This window comes from Mycobacterium kyorinense (assembly GCF_002101735.1).
GTDB classification, from domain to species: Bacteria; Actinomycetota; Actinomycetes; order Mycobacteriales; family Mycobacteriaceae; genus Mycobacterium; species Mycobacterium kyorinense.
Genome location: NZ_LQPE01000103.1, coordinates 1 through 15,402, shown reverse-complemented (window position 1 = coordinate 15,402; position 15,402 = coordinate 1). Strand labels below are relative to the sequence as shown.

Genomic DNA, 15,402 nt, shown 5'->3' with positions numbered 1-15,402 from the left:
CGTAGCGGGCGTTGTCAGGCGTGGTTGTAGATCCAGAGACAAAAGGCGTTTACACCGAAATCTTGCTGCTTAACCATGCCTGGCCCTCGCTTATGCTGGGAGAACACGATGCATCGTCCAGCCAGACAGGCCCGCATGGAGGGAGCGCGAAAGTGCCTGAACCGCTGAGCGTTAACACCGATGCCCCCTTCAACGCGGCGCATACCGTCGCTAATCACGCCGTGGAGTTACACGAGGAACTCGACCGCCTTCGCAACGGGTGGGAAAACTTGTCGCACAGCTGGATCGGTGTCGCAGCTTCGGCTTACCGGCCGAAGTGGGATCAATGGCACGAGGGTGCGTCGAAGCTGACCGAGATGCTCAAGGATTCGGCGGACAAGTTGGCTCGCGCCGCTGTCCTCTACGAGTCAGGGGATGACGACGCGGCGCAAGCACTGGACTCAGCCGGCTTATGAATCGCTACCGCATCGAGCTGGAGGAGCTGTCGGCATTCGTTGATCGCCTTGAAGCGTTCGAGCAGCGCGCCGAGAGCATTGCCGCAGATGTTGACCAGCAGATTGCGCAGCTACACGAAGGTTGGTTCGGCAGTGCCGCCGAGCAGCATCAGGCCCGCCACAACGAATGGATGGCCGCAGCTGAGGAAATGCGTGAAGCCGTGGCCGAGTTGCGTGCGGCAGCCAAAACAGCGCACCGCAACTACACCGAGGTGATCGCGATCAACACCGCGATGTGGCCGTGACCCAAGATGTTGAGCCGCAGGCCATCAAACAGGCGGGGGATGGCTGGCGGGAAGTTCACGACGAGGCGGCCGCGGCGGTCACCCGGCTGGCCGGGGTGCTTAAAGGCTCAGCCGGGATGGCCGGCACCGACAACGGGGCGCACGCGTGGGCCTCGAAGTACGATCCGCTGTGTGGGGGGCGCGACGGCGCCAGCGGTGTCATGGAGTCCGCTTCGGTGGCGGTGATCGCTGCCGGACAAGTCAGCGACCTGCTGCACGCGACCGCGGTCAACCACGCCAACGGCGACCAGCAGTCCGCGATCAACAGCCCCAACGCGCCCGCGGTTCCCCCCGCCAGCGTTCCAGTTTTCCTGGAACCGGAAATCCCGTCGGCTGAAGGTGGCCACGGCGACGTGCCCGGGTGGTGGCACACAATTCAGGCATACGTGCAAGGCGAAGTGTGGCCTAACGGTCACCAAGCCCAGTTGCACGATGCCGCTCAAGCCTGGCGTAACGCCGCAGCCGGGCTTCGCGCCGCAGCATTCCTTGCCAATAGCGCAACACTCTACGTAGCGCGTCAGAAATCCCCGGAAATACCGGCCATCGTCGCCAACTGCAACAAGGCACGCGACGCGCTCAACTCCGCTGCCGACGGTTGCGACGTCGCGGCCAAGTGCTGCGATGACTATGCATCAGCTATCGACGACGCCCATCACAAGATCATCCATGAGATGGAGGTGCTAGGCGCCACCGTCGCAGTCACAGAAGTTGTTGCGGCCGTGCTGGTTCCGTTCACTGCCGGCGCCAGCGAGGGCGTCTCAAAGATCGTCGATGTCAGTCGGCTGACCGCCACCGGGGCTCGCATCGCCGAAATTATTCGGGCTTTCCGGGCCGCGGCCGAGATGTCGGCCATGCCGGCGGTAAGTGCAGCCGGCGCCGCTGCTCGCTCAATATCTGAATTGGGTCCGCTTCTCAGGGCACGTCCAACGATCTTCGCGGCAGAGACGGCGGGTCGTGGCGGCGCTGGCGGGATCGAAGGGGCAGAGGCGGCCAGGCTTTCGCAAGAAAGTGTCATGGACAAGCTTGAGAGGTACTTGCTTAATCCAGACCATGAAGCGGGCGGACCAAAGGCGAATTGGTTTGAGCAAGCGCTTGGTTTCAATCGACAAAATGCGCCCGACCTTGCAAGGCAAATAGTGTTTGACGAAAGCAAAGCCGTAGAAACGGGGGTTACACAATATGGAACGAAGTTCAACCAAGTTATACCGATCACAGGAGCAAATGGAAAGACTATTGACGTGACATTCGCTTGGATACGGAACAATGATGGCGTTGTGCGGTTGGTAACTGCGATTCCCACCAGCAGATGAACGAACTGAGATGATATGAAACCCGAAGAGTACGACGTAGTTCGGTTACTGCGGCCGCTGCCGGAACACAACCTTCCGGCCGGTTCGAGCGGCGTCGTCGTCATGGACTATACGAAGTATTCGGATAGAGACCTCCCTCCAGCATATGAAGTGGAATTTGCAGACTCCGACGGCGTCACCCAGGCCTTGGTCACCGTCGCGGAAAATGACCTAGAAGTAGTGCGGCGTCCAGATAAGTAGCCTCACGTACCTGACGATGATGGCGTCGCAGGAGCGGCGCAAAAGCGGTTTGACCTATCAGCATCCAAAGGCGCGTCCATTTCGCCGGAGGCGTTCAACAGGCGGCATGTTGACTCCTCGGAAATGCACGCGTAATACGCCTCGCCTTAGGCACCATGCGCGGCACCCGGGGCGGCGGGCCACCCAACGGGTCAACCCCCTTGCCGCCCTTGCTCGATCACGATGAACTATCCGGGGGCGACCGCCGAAGACCGGTGGGTGCAGATGGTTGGAACCCTCATCGTCGGCGACCCAGCGCACTGTGGCGTCCGAGGTTCCTGCGATGAGCTTACGCAGCTCTGGTGGCATGGCCAGGCTGAACAAGGCTGTAACCGCGGTTTTCAGCACGGCACCGCTGGGCAGGGAGTTGAGTTCGTCGAGGTCGTCTGCGAGACCCGCTGCCTCGACGTAACTGTCGGTGATTTTTGCAATTGCTTGCTGTACGCGTAGCCAGCGACAGCACGCGCCAACTTGGTGTCGCCGTTTCGGTAACGCGAGCGAGGATAGCCCGCGAAGTCATCGGGGTTAGTCAGTTTGGCACCCGGCCCTCCACCGCGAATCGCCCGCCGAGCGACAACGCCGCCGCGGTGCGACAATGAGCAACCGATGAGACCACTACTCGCGCTAACCGCCGTTGCCGCGGTGATCTGCTCGACGGCGCCGGCGTTCGCGGAACCTTCCGGCGACGATGCGGGCTTCCTGGAAGGGCTCAAGAACGCCGGCATCTCCTACCAGAGCCCGGACCGCGCCGTCGCGAGCGCCAAAGCGGTGTGCGGGATGCTCGACGACGGCAAAGGCGCGCCGGACATCGTCGCGCAACTCCAGCAGGCTAACCCCGGTTTCGCACAGCGGGACGCGGCCAAGTTCATCGCGCTCGCATCCGTCGCGTACTGCCCCAAATACATCCAGGGCGGAAGCGGCGACAGCAAGTAGCTGCGCTCCCTACTTCAGGATCGTGATCGACTTGTCGATCTTCTTGAACGAGTTGAAGGTCTCGGCGGGCACACCGAACACCGCCGACAGCACGCGCGGCGGCAGCTTGCTGATCGATGCGCCAATCCCTATGTCGTCCTTACCTTCTTGAGTGCTGGCATTGAAGACGATGATCACGTGCAGGTCTTCGCGACCCTTGTTCTCGAAGTAGTGCAACGAACCCTGCGGCGCGAATACCACGTCGCCGGGATGGGCATCAAAACTCTCGTCATGCCCCTGCGGGTCAAGCAGTGTCCAAGTAGCTACACCGCTGACAACCACGCTGATCTCCCACGCGCTCGGATGCCAATGCGGCTCACGAATACCGCCGGGCTGCAACGTCACAAACACCACGCTGGCCTGCTGGCCCTTGAGGATCGGGAAGTTGTCCTCGTGCGCTTGGCGCAGCGAGCCCCCGTCGAAATCCGTGGTGGGCAGCGCGCCAAGACGGAAGACATGCGATTGATCAGTGATCAGCTCGGCCGGTATCCGCGGGTCACCAAAGCGTGCGGCGTCGTCGGTCATTTGCTCGTCCTTCACTGTTGGATAGCCGGAAGGGCTGTTGGACAAAGCGCGGTCGACACCCGCTCCGCCCAGCGCTGCGGCCCCGGCAAGGCCGGCTCCCCCGAGCACCTTGCGTCGATTAATAGCCATCCACGGATACTAGGCTCGCGCCCGATGAGACCGTTGGCGTTCTAGCCCAAGCTAACTGGCGTCGCCGCCGCCGTTCGGATTGCCACCGCCGCTATTCACGTATTGCGGGCAGTACGCGCTCGCCGCGATCGCAGTGAACTTGGCCGCACCGGAGATCGTGAATCCCGGATTGAGGTCGGTCACCCTCTTGACGACTTCTACGTCCGACTGTCCCTGGTCCAGCAGTTGGCACGCCGCTTTGCCGGCCTCGACGGCTTGATCCGCGCTCGCGTAAGTGATGCCCGCCTTGTTGAGCGCAGAGAGAAAGTCTGCATCGACGCCGCTCGGGTCGGCATGCGCCGGCGCCGCGAACCCAACCATGGCGGCGACGACCGCCAGCACCGGTAGAAGCTTCATGGCTCCATCATCAACCACACCGATGAGGTTGTCCCGCGGACAGCGAACGTCAACCCATGGTTGACGAATCCACTGTCGTCAACCTAGAGTTGACGGCATGTCCGACCCGACATCCGTTACCCATCCGATCCGCCTCGACGAGCTGATCAACGCCATCAAGAAAGTCCACACCGACGTGCTGGACCAACTCAGCGACGCCGTGCTGGCGGCCGAACATCTCGGCGAGGTCGCCGACCACTTGATCGGCCACTTCGTCGACCAGGCCCGCCGCTCGGGCGCTTCCTGGACCGACATCGGCAAGAGCATGGGCGTCACCAAGCAGGCCGCCCAGAAGCGCTTCGTGCCGCGGGCGCTCGACCCCGACCAGGGTTTCGAGCGCTTCACACCCCGGGCGCGCAACGCCGTCGTCGCCGCCCAGAATGCCGCGCACGGGGCCCGCAACGGGGAAATCACTCCGGATCACCTGGTGCTGGGCGTGCTCAGCGACCCCGAGGCGCTGGCCACCAAATTGCTGACGGCGCAACAGGTCGACGCCGAATCCGTCCGCGCGAGTGTCACTTTGCCGCCGGCAGTCGAGAATCCGCCGTCGCTTATCCCGTTCAGCGGCCCGGCCCGCAAGGCGCTCGAGCTGACCTTCCGCGAAGCACTTCGCTTGGGTCACAACTACATTGGCACAGAGCACCTCTTGCTCGCACTGCTCGAGCTGGAGGACGGCGCGGGCCCGCTGCACCGTGCAGGTATCGACAAGGTCCGGATGGAGGCCGACCTGACCGCGGTGCTGGAATCCCTGGTGTCCGGGAAGACGGACTGAGCGCTTCGCGGATGTGCCATCATGCGAAGGTCGCCGAGGAGGGAACATGCACCGCTGGCTGGTTGCCTTGATCACCGTCGTTGTCGCCGGGCTTGTTGCCGCTCCCCCCGCGTCGGCCGGCGACGCGCCGATCGGTCACATCGGGGACACGCTGCGGGTGGACACCGGCAAGATCATCGCCGACGTCACGGTCAGCTTCGTCCAGCCCGTCGATCCGCCGCCGGGTTTCGGCTATCAGCGCAGCGGCGTCCCGGTCAAGAGCTTCCCCGACAGCACGGTCGAACGCGCCGACGTGGCGATCCACGCGATCAGGGTGCCCACCCCGTCCCAAATGGCGACCGACTTCAGCTTCGTCGGCGTCACGCCGTTCGCCGACGCGTACAAGCCCCGGCCCTCCGACGCACCCGACGCGCTGGACGTCGTGCTGGGCAATGCGCCGGCAGGTTCCGTCGTCCGCGGCGGCGTGTATTGGGACGCCTACCGCGACCCTGTCTCCAACGTCGTCTTGCTGGACAGGAAGACGGGCGTGCACCTCGCGCAGTGGAACCTGTAGCGGCGGCCGACTCCGCCGACGTCGACGAGCTCGCCGCGGTTGCCGCGCACACCTTTCCGCTCGCGTGCCCGCCATCGGTGACGGCCGAGGACATGGCGGCGTTCATCGAGGCGAACCTCTCGGCCGCACGCTTTGCCGAATACCTGGCCGACCCCAAACGCGTGGTGCTCGTCGCCCGCCGCGGTGAGCGAATTGTGGGCTACGCCATGCTCGTTGGCGACGACGGCGTCGAGCTGTCCAAGCTGTACGTGCTGCCGGAGCATCACGGCACCGGGGTGTCGACGGCGCTGATGCACGTAGTACTGCGAGCCGCCGCCGGATTGGGCGGCCGCCGCGTATGGCTCGGAGTCAACCAGAAAAACCAACGCGCGCAGCGCTTTTACACCAAGCACGGCTTTAGGGTCGACGGCACCAGGACATTCCGGGTGGGTGCTGCCGTCGAGCACGACTACGTCATGGCTCGCGAGCTGTAGCGCTCAGCGCCAGCAGCCGCGACGTGGCCCGCAGGTACTTCTTGCGGAATCCGCCGGCGAGCATCTCCTCGCTGAAGATGCGGTCCAGCTTCTCCCCCGACGCCGTCACCGGGATGCCGGCGTCGTAGAGCCGGTCGGTCAAAGCCACCAGCCGCAGCGCCACGTTCTGGTCGTCGATGCCGTGCACGCCGGTGAGGAAAACTGCAGTCACGCCTTCGATCAACGCCAGATAGCGCGACGGGTGCATGGTGGCCAGATGCGCACACAGCGCGTCGAAGTCGTCGAGCGTGGCGCCGTCGACTCCCGCCGCCCAGCCGGCGACCTGTTCGTCGCTCGGCGGCTCCGGCGCCGGCGGCAGGTCGCGGTGCCGGTAGTCCGGGCCGTCGATCCGGACCACAGTGAAAATGCTTGCCAGCGTGTGGATTTCGCGCAGAAAATCCTGGGCGGCAAACCGGCCCTCGCCGAGCTGCTCCGGCAGCGTGTTCGAAGTGGCCGCCAGCGACACGCCGCGCTCGACCAGCTGGGAGAGCATTCGCGAGATCAGCGTGGTGTTGCCCGGGTCGTCCAGCTCGAACTCGTCGATGCAGACCAGCGTGTAATCGGCCAGCAGGTCAATGCATTCGGCGAAACCGAACACCCCGGCCAGCTGGGTCAGTTCCATGAACGTCGCGAACGCCTTGCGCTGATCACCCAACGCGCGGTACGCGGACGCCAGCAGGTGCGTCTTGCCGACGCCGAAACCGCCGTCGAGATAGAGCCCGACACCGGGCAGCACCTCGCGTTTGCCGAACAGCTTGCGGCGGCCCGCGCGGCGCTCGACGGCGTGCTCGCAAAACCGTTGGCAGGCCTCGACGGCGGCGGACTGGCTGGGCTCCGCCGGGTCGGGGTGATACGACGCGAAGCTGACGTCGGCGAAAGTCGGCGGCGGCGTCAGCTGGGCGATCAGTCGCTCCGGGGAGACGCTCGGGTGCCGATCCACCAGATGTCCCACCCGGCCCATGCAGGCACTGTAGCGACGTGCTGCAATCAAACTCATGTCCGACCTGGGACCACAGTCGGGGACGCAGCTCACATTGTTGGGTTCGGCCCGGCGACTCGACGACGGCGAGCTGTCCGAGCTGTACGCCTACCCGGCCGGGCGGACGTGGGTGCGGGCCAACTTCATCGCCAGCCTCGACGGCGGCGCCACCGTGGCCGGCACCACCGGCCAGCTGGGTGGTCCCATCGATCGGGCGTTGTTCAACCTGCTGCGCGAACTCGCCGACGTCATCCTCGTCGGCGCGGGCACGGTCCGCATCGAGAGCTACTCCGGCGCTCGCCCGAGCGTCACTTCGCGGCAGCATCGGCAGGCTCGCGGCCAAAGCGAAGTCCCGCCGCTGGCGATCGTCACCAAGTCGGGCCGCCTGGACCGCGAGTTGCAGGTGTTCACCCGCACCGAGGTGCCGCCGCTGGTGCTGACCTGCACGGCGGCCGCCGAGCAGACGCAGAGTCGGCTGGCCGGGCTCGCCGAGGTCATCGACTGCTCGCGTGACGACCCGGGCCGCGTCGACGAAGCCACCATGCTCGCGGCGTTGACCGACCGCGGCCTGCATCGGGTGTTGACCGAGGGCGGCCCGATGCTGTTCAGCTCGTTCGTCGAGCGCGGCCTGCTCGACGAGCTGTGCCTGACGATTGCGCCGTGTGTGGTCGGCGGTCAGGCCCGCCGGATCGCGACCGGTCCTGGCCAGGTGCAGACGCCGATGCGCTGCGCCCACGTCCTCAGCGACGAGGACGGCTACCTGTACACCCGCTATGTCAAGAGCTGATCGTTACTGTGGTCGCATGAGCCGGCCCGTCACCTTCGCCGCGGCCCTGATCGCGGTGACCGCGTTGGTGTCCGGCTGTGTGCCCGGACTGGCCGCCAATCCGCGCTTCGCCACCAACTCCGGGGCACACCCTCAAGGCAAGGCGACGACGACTCATCCGTCCGGCGGTCCCCCGCCGATCGCCGCGCCGAAAAACGACCTGTCGTGGCATGACTGCACCTCCCGGGTTTTCGGCGACGCCGCGGTCCCGCCTGCGCCCGGCGTCAAACTCGACTGCGCGAACTACGACGCCGACCTGGACCCCGTCAACGGCTCGGCGGGAACGCTCACCATCGGCGTGGTCCGCGCCCGATCGGTGCAGACGCCGTCCGATGCCGGTCCGCTGGTGTTCACCACCGGCTCGGATCTGCCGTCGTCGGTGCAACTGCCGGTATGGCTGGCGCGTGCGGGCGCCGACGTGCTGCGCGGCCACCCGATCGTCGCCGTCGACCGCCGCGGCATGGGCATGTCGAGCCCGGTCGATTGCCGCGACCAGTTCGACCGCCAGGAGATGCGCGACCAGTCGCAGTTCGAGGCCGGCGACGACCCGGTGGCCAACCTGGCCGACGTCACCCAGAACGCCACCACCAGCTGCACCGACACCATCGCCCCCGGGGACTCCGCCTACGACAACACGCACTCGGCCACCGACATCGAGCGGCTGCGCAGCATCTGGGATGTGCCGTCGCTGGCGCTGCTCGGCATCGGCAACGGCGCGCAGGTGGCGCTGACCTACGCCGGCTCGCACCCCGACAAGGTGTCCCGGCTGATTCTGGACTCCCCGATCCCGCTGGGTGTCGGCGCCGAGGCGGCCGCCGAGCAGCGGGTCAAGGGCGAGCAGGACTCCCTGGACGCATTCGCCGCCCAATGCGCGGCGGTGAACTGCCCGCTGGGTCCCGATCCGAAGGGGGCGGTCAGCGCGCTGCTGGCCGACGCCCGCGCCGGCCACGGCCCCGCCGGTGCCTCGGTGGCTTCCGTCGCCAACGCCATCTCGACCGCGCTGGGCTTCCCCAGCGGCGACCGCGTCAGCACCACCAACGACCTTGCCACTGCGCTGGCCAACGCCCGCTCCGGTGACACCAACCTGCTGACGAGCCTGATCAACCGGGCCGAATCAATCCGCGCCACAGACGGACAGTTCGTCAACGTCTGCAGCGACGCGCTCAACCGCCCGACGCCGGATCGAGTGCGTCAGCTGGTGGTCGCCTGGGCCAAGCTCTACCCGCAGTTCGGCACCGTCGCCGCGCTGAACTTGGTCAAATGCGTGCACTGGCCGAGCAGCTCGCCGCCGCAACCGCCAAAAAGCCTCAAGGTCAACGCGCTGCTGCTGGGTGCGCAAAACGACCCGATCGTGGGCTCGGAAGGCGTCGCCGCGGCGGCCGCCACCATCATCAACGCGGGTGCGGCCAGCAAGCGGGTGATGTGGCAGGGCATCGGCCACGGCGCGGCCATCTACTCCTCGTGTGCGGTGCCGCCGCTGACCAGCTACCTGGAGAGCGGCAAGCTGCCCGATACCGACACCTACTGTCCCGCCTGATATTTTGCGCGGGTGACGGCGCTCGATTCCCTGTTTCGTCCCCGCACCAGCGCGCCTAGCGTCGCGACCGTCCTGCGGTCGGTGTTGTGGCCGGCCGCGATCCTGGCGATCATCCACCGCAGCGTCGTGGTGACCACCAACGGCAACATCACCGACGACTTCAAGCCGGTCTACCGGGCGGTGCTGAACTTCCGGCACGGCTGGGACATCTACAACGAGCACTTCGACTACGTCGACCCGCACTACCTCTACCCGCCCGGCGGCACGCTGATCATGGCGCCGTTCGGGTACCTGCCGTTCACCGAGTCTCGGTATCTGTTCATCGCCTGCAACACCGTCGCGATTGTTTTGGCGGCGTATCTGTTGCTGCGGATGTTCAACTTCACGATCACCTCGGTGGCGGCTCCGGCGCTGCTGCTGGCGATATTCTGCACCGAGTCGGTGACCAACACGCTGGTGTTCACCAACATCAACGGCTGCATTCTGCTGCTGGAGGTGCTGTTCTTCCGGTGGCTGCTCGACGCCAAGACAGGCAACCAGTGGTGGGCCGGGATCGCGATCGGGTTGGCGTTGGTGGTCAAGCCCGTGCTGGCGCCACTGCTGCTGTTGCCGTTGCTCAACCGGCAGTGGCGTGCGGTGGTCGCCGGTGTGGTGGTGCCGGCGGTGTTCAACCTCGCCGCGCTGCCGCTGGTCAGCGATCCGATGGACTTCTTCACCCGCACGCTGCCCTACATCATGGGCACGCGTGACTACTTCAACAGCTCGATCCTGGGCAACGGCGTGTACTTCGGACTGCCGACCTGGCTGATCCTGTTCATGCGAATCCTGTTCACGCTGATCGCAATTGGCAGCCTGTGGCTGCTGTACCGCTACTACCGGGCCCGCGATCCCCGGTTTTGGCTGCTGACGTCGTCCGGCGTGCTGCTGCTGTGGTCGTGGCTGGTGCTATCGCTGGCCCAGGGCTACTACTCGATGATGCTGTTCCCGTTCCTGATGACGGTGGTGCTGCCGAACTCGGTGATCCGCAACTGGCCGGCGTGGCTGGGCATCTACGGCTTTTTGACGATGGACCGCTGGCTGCTGTTCAACTGGATGTATGTCGGCCGGCCGCTGGAATACCTGAAGATCACCTACGGCTGGTCGCTGCTGCTGATCGTGATCTTCTGCGTGCTGTATTTCCGCTATCTGGACGCCAAGGAGGAAAACCGGCTCGACGAGGGGATCGATCCGGCGTGGCTGACGGCCGAGCAGCCGGTGTGCAGTAGCGCTAGCGTGGATGCATGAGTGCTCCACGCGTGCAACTGACCGACGACGAGTGGCGTCAGAAGCTGACTCCAGAAGAGTTCGCGGTGCTGCGCCAGGCCGGCACCGAGCCGCCGTTCACCGGTGAGTACACCGACACCAAGACCGAGGGCGTGTATGAATGCCGGGCCTGCGGCGCCGAATTGTTCCGCAGCAGCGAGAAGTTCGAATCGCACTGCGGCTGGCCGTCGTTCTTCGACCCGGCGAATTCCGACGCGGTGATCCTGCGGCCCGACGACTCGCTGGGCATGCGCCGCACCGAGGTGTTGTGCGCCAACTGCCACAGCCACCTGGGCCACGTCTTCGAAGGCGAGGGCTATCCGACGCCCACCGACCAGCGCTACTGCATCAACTCGATCTGCCTGAAGCTGGTGCCTTCTTAACCGTCGAATGTGGGCTTGAGGCACGCGAAATCACGAAACGCGGGCGTCAATCCAACACTCGACGCGCTAGTCGACTCGGGTGGCGTGGCATTCCCAGAACGGTGCGTGCACCCGGGCGCCCTCCAGCCACGGCTCCATCGCGCGGAACCGTTCCAGCATCTTCTGCGCCTCGGCGGCCATGTCGGGATTGCGCGCCGCCATCATCTCGATGGACTCGGCGCTGATGTTGACCTGGTAGGTGGTCGGACCCAGATACGTGATCTCCCAGCCGGCCGCCGGAAGCACCTCACGAAAGTCGTTCTCCGACAACGATCGCAGCATTTTGAAGCCGTTGACGTTGTGTTCGCCGAACTCGAACATGTACAGCCGCGCGCCCGGTTTGGTGGCGCGGTGCACGGCCCGGGCATACGACCGCTGCAACTCAGGCTCGGTGCTGAAGGTGTGGTAGAAGGCGCAGTCGACCACCGTGTCGAACCGGCCGTCGAACCCGTCCAGTTTGGTGGCGTCGGCCAGCTCGAAATTGACTGACACCCCGGCCTTTTGGGCGTTCGCCCGGGCGCGTTCGATGGCGCCCGCCGACCCGTCGATGCCGGTCGCCGCGTAGCCCTTGGAGGCGTAGTAGATGGCGTGGTGACCGGGCCCGGTGCCCGGGTCGAGCACCTCGCCCTTGATCGCGCCGAGCGCGACGAGTTGCTGGACCACCGGTTGCGGGCCGCCGATGTCCCACGGGGTGGCGGTGGGCAAGCCGTGCGACCTCCGCTCGTCGCGGTACATCTCTTCGAACCGGGTGGGGTCGCGGGGGTCGAAGGCGGCCGTCATGGCAGGGCGTTCACCAGCTGCTCGACGGGCACCCGGGGCCCGGTGAAAAACGGTGTCTCCTCGCGGGTGTGCCGACGCGCATCGGTGGCGCGCAGCTCGCGCATCAGGTCGACGATGCGGTGCAGTTCGGGCGCCTCGAACGCCAGGATCCACTCGTAGTCGCCGAGCGCGAACGCGGGCACCGTATTGGCGCGGACGTCCTTGTACTCGCGCGCGGCCATCCCGTGCTCGGCGAGCATGCGGCGGCGCTCCTCGTCGGGCAGTAAGTACCACTCGTAGGACCGCACAAAGGGATACACGCAGACGTAGGCGCCCGGTTCCTCGCCCGCCAGAAACGCCGGGATGTGGCTCTTGTTGAACTCGGCCGGCCGATGCAGCGCCACACTGCTCCACACCGGCGTCGATGCCCGACCCAATGCCGTCGTGCGACGGAAATCTTCGTAGGTGCCCTGCAGCGCCTCGACGCGTTCGGCGTGCGTCCAGATCATGAAATCGGCGTCGGCCCGCATGCCCGCGACGTCGTAGAGGCCGCGCACCACCACGCCACGCTCTTCTTGTTGCTTGAGGAAGGTGGCGGTCTCGTCGACGACGGAGTCCCGCTCGTCACCCAGTGCTCCGGGCCGCACGGAGAACACCGAAAACATCAGGTAGCGAAGGGTGGAGTTGAGGGCGTCGTAGTCCAGGCGGGCCATGGCTCTATGGTGCCACTTCTGTTTTCGAGGCCTTCAGCAGCTCCGACGCGGCTCGGCCGGCCGCCGCGACACAGGCCGGCACCCCGATGCCGTCGAGATAGCTGCCCGCCACCGCCATCGTCGGCGGCAACCCGGCCCGGAGCTCGGCGACCACGTCGGCATGGCCCGGGCCGTACTGCGGCATCGCGTCGATCCAGCGCCGCACGCAGACGTCCACCGGTTCGGCGGCCACACCGAACACCGCCTCGAGGTCCTCTATCGACCAGGCCAGCAGCTCGTCGTCGGAAGCGCTTGCAGCCAGGTTGTCGCCGAACCGGCCGAACGACAGCCGCAGCAGTTCCAGATCGCCGCGGCGCCCCCACTTGCGCGACGACAACGTAATTGCCTTGGCGTGCAACGGTTCTCCGGTGGCGGCCAGCACACCGGAGTGTTCCGGAAACGCGGCCCGCACCGCGAGTGCCACCAGCACCGAGGACGCGCTGACGATCCGGCGCGCGGCGGCCGCGGTACGCGGCGCGACGCCCTCGACCAAGTCGGCCAGCCGCGGTACCGGGACAGCCAGCACGACGGCGTCGGCGCGCCGCCGGGCGCCCGTGTCGTCGTGCACCACCCAGCCGGGCTCGATCCGCTTCACCGCGGCCCGCACCCAGTTCACCTGGGCGCGCCGGACCAGCTCGTCGACCAGCACCCGATAGCCGCCGTCCACCGCGCCGAACACCGGGCCGCCGGTCGACGGCGGCAGCGCCCGCGCTATGGCATCGGTCAGGCTCGTGGCGCCGCGGTCCAGGGCCGTCGCCACCGCCGGGACGGCCGAGCGCAGCCCGATCGTGGCCGCCGAACCCGCGTAGACGCCGGCCAGCAGCGGATCCACCGACCGGGTCACCACCTGCTCGCCGAACCGCTCGCCCACCAGCTCGGCCACCGACGGATCGCTGCCGGGTTGCCAGTCCAACAGGTGCTGCGGCTCGGTTTCGATTCGCGCGACCGTGGCGTCGTCGACCAGCCTGGCCACCGACGCCGGCGACGACGGGATGCCGGCGACGGTCCGCTCCGGCAATGGGTGCAGACGGCCGCCGCTGTAGATCAGCGGCCGCGCGCCGGTGGTCGCCAGTTGACGGCCGGCCAGGCCCAGCGACGCCAGCAGCGCCGGCACTTCGGGACGGCGCACGACGAACGCCTCGGCGCCCACGTCCATCGGCTGTCCGGCCAGCGTCTCGGTGCGCAGCACCCCGCCGAGCCGGTCGGCCGGATCGAACAGGGTGATCGTCGCCTCGTCACCGACCGCCTGCCGCAGCCGGTAGGCCGCGGTCAAGCCCGAAATCCCCCCGCCGACAACGCAATACGAGGCGGTCATAGCGAGTGGACGAGCGACACCAGCTCGGTCAGCACCCCGGGGTCGGTGTCCGGCAACACCCCGTGGCCGAGGTTGAAGATGTGCCCGGACGCACCGGCGTCGACCGCGCGCCGCCCGTCGTCGACGACCGCACGGGCCGCCCGCTGCACCACCGGCCAGCCCGCCAGCAGCACCGCGGGATCGAGGTTGCCCTGCAACGCCGTGCCGGGCTGAACCCGCGCGGCGGCGTCGACCAGCGACGTTCGCCAGTCCACCCCCACCACCGTCGCGCCTGACGCCGACATCGCGCCCAGCAGTTCGGCGGTGCCGACCCCGAAATGCGTCATCGGCACGGCGTCGGAAGCCAGCGCGGCGAACACCCGCGCGCTGTGCGGCTGCACATACTGCCGGTAGTCGGGCAGCGAGAGCGCGCCGGCCCAGGAGTCGAACACCTGGACGGCGTCCACCCCGGCGTCGAGTTGCACCCGCAAAAAGTCGATGGTGAGGTCGGTCAGCTTTTCCATCAGCGCATGCCAGCTGTCCGGCTCGGCCAGCATCATCGCCTTGGTGCGGGCGTGGTGGCGGCTCGGGCCGCCCTCGACGAGGTAGGACGCCAGCGTGAACGGCGCGCCCGCGAAGCCGATCAGCGGCACGTCGCCGAGCGCGGCCACCAGCAGCCCGACAGCGTCGGCTACCGGCTGAACACGTTGCGGCTCAAGGGGTTTCAACGCCGCAATGTCGGCGGCCGTGCGCACCGGCGTCTCGATCACCGGCCCGACGTCGGGCACGATGTCCAGGTCGACCCCGGCGCCGCGCAGCGGCACCACGATGTCGGAGAACAGGATCGCCGCGTCGACGTCGTGGCGGCGCACCGGCTGCAGCGTGATCTCGGTGATCAGCTCGGCGTCGAAACACGCCGCCATCATGCTGTGCTGCGCACGCAGCGCCCGGTATTCGGGCAGCGACCGGCCGGCCTGTCGCATGAACCACACGGGCACGCGGTGCGGTTTGCGCCCCGTGGCCGCCGCCAGGTACGGCGACTCGGGAAGGTCGCGACGGTTACTCATTGGGCTCAATGCTGCCATGCGACGTGTGCCCGGCGGCGATTTGGGGAATGTGCCCTACGCGACCCGACGGCAGGACGTGGCGATCGCAAGCGCGGCGAAGCCGGGCGCAGCGGGTCGCCACAGAAAGGACTCTCAATGAAGATGTCAAGCCGCCGACTTGGTGATCGGGGGTGATTCGGGTTGCCAGGTGCGGTTGTCA

19 protein-coding genes are annotated in these 15,402 nt (G+C 66.7%); 12 read left to right on the top strand and 7 right to left on the bottom strand.

Features of this window, described 5'->3' with window-relative positions:
* Positions 1 to 152 precede the first annotated feature (152 nt).
* The 5 genes from AWC14_RS12045 (at position 153) to AWC14_RS12020 (ending at position 3,300) form a co-directional block, all read left to right on the top strand.
* A complete protein-coding gene (locus AWC14_RS12045) occupies positions 153 to 455 on the top strand; it encodes a WXG100 family type VII secretion target (protein WP_052425637.1) in 303 nt (100 codons plus the stop codon).
* Positions 452 to 739, top strand: a complete 288-nt coding sequence (locus AWC14_RS12040; protein ID WP_045381919.1) for a WXG100 family type VII secretion target — start codon at positions 452 to 454, stop codon at positions 737 to 739. Before AWC14_RS12045 ends, AWC14_RS12040 begins: the two co-directional genes overlap by 4 nt.
* Positions 736 to 2,088: a DUF6883 domain-containing protein gene (locus AWC14_RS12035; protein ID WP_142281674.1), complete on the top strand. Its 1,353-nt coding sequence runs from the start codon at positions 736 to 738 to the stop codon at positions 2,086 to 2,088. The genes AWC14_RS12040 and AWC14_RS12035 overlap by 4 nt, the downstream gene beginning before the upstream one ends.
* Positions 2,089 to 2,103: 15 nt before the next feature.
* Positions 2,104 to 2,328, top strand: coding sequence for a DUF4926 domain-containing protein (locus tag AWC14_RS12030; protein WP_081968225.1), 225 nt, complete (start codon positions 2,104 to 2,106; stop codon positions 2,326 to 2,328).
* A gap of 645 nt (positions 2,329 to 2,973) precedes the next feature.
* Positions 2,974 to 3,300, top strand: coding sequence for a DUF732 domain-containing protein (locus tag AWC14_RS12020; RefSeq protein WP_045381925.1), 327 nt, complete (start codon positions 2,974 to 2,976; stop codon positions 3,298 to 3,300).
* Positions 3,301 to 3,309: 9 nt separating this feature from the next.
* Here AWC14_RS12020 and AWC14_RS12015 read toward each other — a convergent pair whose 3' ends face one another.
* A complete protein-coding gene (locus tag AWC14_RS12015) occupies positions 3,310 to 3,993 on the bottom strand; it encodes a cupin domain-containing protein (RefSeq protein ID WP_045381928.1) in 684 nt (227 codons plus the stop codon).
* 51 nt (positions 3,994 to 4,044) lie between these two features.
* Entirely contained in the window at positions 4,045 to 4,407 is a 363-nt protein-coding gene (locus AWC14_RS12010; protein WP_235215982.1) for a DUF732 domain-containing protein, read from the bottom strand.
* 79 nt (positions 4,408 to 4,486) lie between these two features.
* Between AWC14_RS12010 and AWC14_RS12005 the strand changes: the two genes are divergently transcribed.
* The 3 genes from AWC14_RS12005 to AWC14_RS29595 are packed head-to-tail and all read left to right on the top strand — an operon-like array spanning position 4,487 to position 6,226.
* Entirely contained in the window at positions 4,487 to 5,200 is a 714-nt protein-coding gene (locus AWC14_RS12005; protein ID WP_045381934.1) for a Clp protease N-terminal domain-containing protein, read from the top strand.
* A gap of 46 nt (positions 5,201 to 5,246) precedes the next feature.
* Positions 5,247 to 5,753 carry a hypothetical protein gene (locus tag AWC14_RS29600; protein ID WP_045381937.1) on the top strand — a complete coding sequence of 169 codons (507 nt, stop codon included), beginning with the start codon at positions 5,247 to 5,249 and terminating at the stop codon, positions 5,751 to 5,753.
* Positions 5,741 to 6,226, top strand: a complete 486-nt coding sequence (locus AWC14_RS29595; RefSeq protein WP_045381940.1) for a GNAT family N-acetyltransferase — start codon at positions 5,741 to 5,743, stop codon at positions 6,224 to 6,226. The genes AWC14_RS29600 and AWC14_RS29595 overlap by 13 nt, the downstream gene beginning before the upstream one ends.
* On the opposite strand, the gene zapE is transcribed toward AWC14_RS29595, so the two are convergent.
* Positions 6,207 to 7,262: a cell division protein ZapE gene (zapE, locus tag AWC14_RS11995; RefSeq protein WP_045381943.1), complete on the bottom strand. Its 1,056-nt coding sequence runs from the start codon at positions 7,260 to 7,262 to the stop codon at positions 6,207 to 6,209. The genes AWC14_RS29595 and zapE overlap by 20 nt on opposite strands.
* Between zapE and AWC14_RS11990 the strand changes: the two genes are divergently transcribed.
* Genes AWC14_RS11990 through msrB form a run of 4 tightly spaced genes read left to right on the top strand, consistent with a single transcriptional unit; the run spans position 7,261 to position 11,292 of the window.
* Entirely contained in the window at positions 7,261 to 8,031 is a 771-nt protein-coding gene (locus tag AWC14_RS11990) for a pyrimidine reductase family protein (protein WP_045381946.1), read from the top strand. The genes zapE and AWC14_RS11990 overlap by 2 nt on opposite strands.
* Positions 8,032 to 8,047: 16 nt before the next feature.
* The gene (locus tag AWC14_RS11985) at positions 8,048 to 9,607 is read left to right on the top strand and encodes an alpha/beta fold hydrolase (protein WP_045381949.1); all 1,560 of its coding nucleotides are present in this window, start codon (positions 8,048 to 8,050) and stop codon (positions 9,605 to 9,607) included.
* Positions 9,608 to 9,619: 12 nt separating this feature from the next.
* Positions 9,620 to 10,891, top strand: coding sequence for an arabinofuranan 3-O-arabinosyltransferase (aftC, locus tag AWC14_RS11980; RefSeq protein WP_045381952.1), 1,272 nt, complete (start codon positions 9,620 to 9,622; stop codon positions 10,889 to 10,891).
* On the top strand, positions 10,888 to 11,292 hold the full coding sequence (gene msrB, locus AWC14_RS11975; protein ID WP_045381955.1) for a peptide-methionine (R)-S-oxide reductase MsrB: 405 nt from the start codon (positions 10,888 to 10,890) through the stop codon (positions 11,290 to 11,292). Before aftC ends, msrB begins: the two co-directional genes overlap by 4 nt.
* A gap of 66 nt (positions 11,293 to 11,358) precedes the next feature.
* Here msrB and AWC14_RS11970 read toward each other — a convergent pair whose 3' ends face one another.
* The 4 genes from AWC14_RS11970 to hemE are packed head-to-tail and all read right to left on the bottom strand — an operon-like array spanning position 11,359 to position 15,203.
* On the bottom strand, positions 11,359 to 12,111 hold the full coding sequence (locus tag AWC14_RS11970; RefSeq protein ID WP_045381958.1) for a class I SAM-dependent methyltransferase: 753 nt from the start codon (positions 12,109 to 12,111) through the stop codon (positions 11,359 to 11,361).
* Entirely contained in the window at positions 12,108 to 12,803 is a 696-nt protein-coding gene (gene hemQ / locus AWC14_RS11965; RefSeq protein ID WP_045381961.1) for a hydrogen peroxide-dependent heme synthase, read from the bottom strand. Before hemQ ends, AWC14_RS11970 begins: the two co-directional genes overlap by 4 nt.
* A gap of 4 nt (positions 12,804 to 12,807) precedes the next feature.
* Entirely contained in the window at positions 12,808 to 14,157 is a 1,350-nt protein-coding gene (locus AWC14_RS11960; protein WP_057003197.1) for a protoporphyrinogen oxidase, read from the bottom strand.
* The gene (hemE, locus tag AWC14_RS11955; protein WP_045381966.1) at positions 14,154 to 15,203 is read right to left on the bottom strand and encodes a uroporphyrinogen decarboxylase; all 1,050 of its coding nucleotides are present in this window, start codon (positions 15,201 to 15,203) and stop codon (positions 14,154 to 14,156) included. The genes AWC14_RS11960 and hemE overlap by 4 nt, the downstream gene beginning before the upstream one ends.
* Positions 15,204 to 15,402: the final 199 nt, after the last annotated feature.